3 protein-coding genes and 1 pseudogene (1 of these 4 running past the window's edge) are annotated in these 2,945 nt (G+C 52.3%); 1 reads left to right on the top strand and 3 read right to left on the bottom strand.

The window, feature by feature from the left end; translation table 11 throughout:
- Positions 1-217 (top strand): annotated as a pseudogene (locus tag QVP67_RS01000) (xanthine permease XanP); the annotation flags it as partial.
- A 26-nt stretch (positions 218-243) separates the two neighbouring features.
- On the opposite strand, the gene QVP67_RS01005 reads toward QVP67_RS01000, so the two are convergent.
- The 3 genes from QVP67_RS01005 to QVP67_RS01015 form a co-directional block, all read right to left on the bottom strand.
- The gene (locus QVP67_RS01005) at positions 244-1,956 is read right to left on the bottom strand and encodes a M56 family metallopeptidase (protein WP_022161695.1); all 1,713 of its coding nucleotides are present in this window, start codon (positions 1,954-1,956) and stop codon (positions 244-246) included.
- Between the two features lie 8 nt (positions 1,957-1,964).
- Positions 1,965-2,330 carry a BlaI/MecI/CopY family transcriptional regulator gene (locus tag QVP67_RS01010; protein ID WP_022161696.1) on the bottom strand — a complete coding sequence of 122 codons (366 nt, stop codon included), beginning with the start codon at positions 2,328-2,330 and terminating at the stop codon, positions 1,965-1,967.
- A 271-nt stretch (positions 2,331-2,601) separates the two neighbouring features.
- Positions 2,602-2,945, bottom strand: partial view of a transporter CPA2 family gene (locus QVP67_RS01015; protein WP_022161697.1) — the 3' end only. The gene runs 856 nt beyond the window's last position; 344 of the gene's 1,200 nt are visible here — the last part of the coding sequence; its start codon lies off the right edge, out of view — the gene reads right to left on this strand; its stop codon occupies positions 2,602-2,604.

The following is a 2,945-nucleotide window of genomic DNA, read 5'->3' on the forward strand; positions in this document are numbered from 1 at the left end:
GGCGGCTGCCGGCATCCGCATCATTGCTTCGCAGGAGATGAACCGCAAGACTACGCTGGTCATTGCGGTCAGTTTCTCGTTAGGATTGAGTGTGGAGCTAGTTCCGGAGATTCTCTGCCAGCTGCCCGATACATTGCGTAATATCTTTGCTTCGGGCATCACCACGGGCGGACTGACCGCCATCGTGGCGAATGCCTTGATACGGATTAAGGAGTAATCCTATCATCCATATTTGTTTGTCGGTCAAGGTTTCTTCACCGTTTTTTCAACAGTGGAAGGGGCTTTGGCCGACGAATAGTTTAGTCGGTTGACATACGCTTGCCGGAGGATTCCTTTCACATCCATCACCATACCCATCGGTATGTCCTGTTCTACTTTCAACGACACGGTTGTCTCCCCATGTTTGCTTCGGAAGTCTTCCACTTCGTTGCGCAGTTCGTCCAACGTGAAGTTGCTCAACGTCTTGCTCGGACCGTTGGAAGCTATCAGGGTTATCTGTATCGGAAGCTTTTCGGCAGCATCTGTTTTTCTGAACGTTTTCGGTTTTGCAAAAGTAACCAGGATGGGGAATGCCTTGTCCAGCGCCGCTTCGTCTGTAGTGCCCAGTTCGGCGGCTGCTTCCTGACGTAGTTGCTGGTAAACGTCCTTGACTGTGTACAGATACAGGCGCATGGCTTCGGCCGAAGAGCCACGGTCGTAGATTATCTCCAAATTGGATCGGAACGGTTGCCCCGACTGTTTAGCCTGCTGATAGTCTTTTCGTAGTACCTCGGTCAGATGCTTGCGGATGAAGTCTGCACAATCAGTCGGCGTTCCTTCCTGATCTATCATAACCTGATTGCGCAAGTTGACCAACAGCCGGTGTGCAGCTTTTCCAGATTCAGGAGCAACAGTACCTCCCCCGTCCTTGAACTTCCGTGCAAAATACTGCTCCAGCAGCTCGCGCTCGTCCATCCGGACGGTGTCCTGCGACTGTGTGCCGACGGGCGGTTTCACCATCTGTTCTACCGCATTCTTCACTTCGGGCCGGGCAAACGCATAGAGCGTCCCCGACACCACGGGCACGAAGAGCAACAGCTTCAGTCGTGCCAGTCGATTGGTTCTTTTCTTTAACATCATATTGATACGTTGTTTTAGCTTGCTGTGTCCAAAGCCGCTGGCCATAGAGTAGAGCCTTGTGCCGACGGATTTTTTCACGAGCAACAGTTGATATTGAGTAGCATCGATGCCATGTAGCAGCACGCCGTTGTCTGCTTCGAACTCGTGCACTTCGCGAAGCTCACGCATCAGCAGCCAGGCGGCAGGATTGAACCAGTGGAGGACGATGATGGCCTGCATCCACAGCAGATCGGCCGTGTGATGATAGTGCAGGTGCATCTGTTCGTGCAGCAATATCGCCTCGCGGTTGTTCCGGTAGTCTTCTTGCGAAAGAACGATTGTACGGCCCCAGCTGAAAGAACCTTTTTTCAGCGGACAGACAATCAGGCGGAAGCCCTGCTGCCTTTCGGACGGATAGCGGCAGAACAACTGGCGCATCCGCAGCATCGACAGCAGAAAGAAAGCCAATGTCAGCAAGGCCCCACCCGTATATGCCCATGTAATCAGGCGCAGGGCACTGAATGCAGCAGGAGCGGCAGTTGCCGGTGCGAAGACGGTTACTGTCGGCGGAAGCGGCTGTTCCGCTTCTGTGCCCTCTGCATGCAGGCGTATGGATGGCGATGCCGAGGAAGGGGCTGTCAACAGTGTTTCGACCGTTGTCATGGGCTTTTGCCACAGGCTGGCTTGCGGAATGCTGAGTTGCACGAATGGCAACAGCAGGCAACACAACGTGCCGCCCAACAGCAGCAGACGGTTGGTGCGGAACAGGGTGTCGCTGCGGAAACATAGCCTGAACACGAAATATAGCGTGGTCAGGCAAAGCGTCGACTTGAACAGATAGAACAGAAAAGCTCCCATAGTCCTGGTTATGCTTTGCGTTTGCTTTCAATCTGTGCGATCAGCGCCTTCAGCTCGTCGAGCGGCATGCCTTCTTCTTCCACAAATGATGACACGACGTTGGCGAACGAGTTGTCGTAGTAGTGGGCTATGACGTCATTCAGCGCCGAACGTTTGTACTCGTTGGCCGATATCAGGGGATAGTACTGGTAGGTGTTTCCGTAGGCCTTATAGCCTACAAAGCCTTTTTCTTCGAGGCCGCGTACCAGTGTCGAGACGGTATTGTAGTGCGGTTTAGGGTCTTCGTAAAAAGCCAGCAGTTCGCGTACAAACATCGGGCCGTGCTCCCAAAACATCCGCATGATTTCTTCTTCTTTAGTGGTCAGTCGTTTCATAATCTTATTGTTTTAACGTTGGTGTACGCTGCAAATATATAGATTATTTCCGAACAAACAACTAATACTCTTAGTTAATCAACTAATAATGGCAGTAGTTTAACTAAAGTTAGCAGTAGTAACGTGTAAGCCGAAGAAAGGGGTATTATAAAAAGAAACACAGCCCCACACACCTCCCCCACTGTGTTAAGCCTTCCGCCGGTCGTTCCGAAGGGGGCTATCGAGGGAGAGTGTGTAAGTCTGTGTAGAGTGTATGTTGGTCAGAATAGGGTTAGCGGTAGCTGCGTAAAGCCAGTTTCTTTACCCACAGCACGAAGAAGCCTGTCAGCACCAGATTGAGCACAATGGTGAGCACGGAGATGAGCAGCGCCGGTCCGCCCAGATTATAGCTCAGCGCGATGAAGATGACTCCTGCCCCTACTTCGCCTCGTGTAAACATACCGATGGATAAGGCCAGACGTTCGCTGAACTTGCGGTCGCGGTAGAAGAAAACGGGGAACAGTTTGCCGATGTTGGACAGCAGCGATACGGCCACTACATGCAGCGCAATCATTCCCCACGACATCATCTCCTGCGATCCGGTTATCGAATGGCTGCCTGCCGATGCTTCGGCAA

It is taken from the genome of Bacteroides sp. CAG:633 (assembly GCF_000435115.1).
Lineage (GTDB): Bacteria > Bacteroidota > Bacteroidia > Bacteroidales > Bacteroidaceae > Bacteroides > Bacteroides ndongoniae.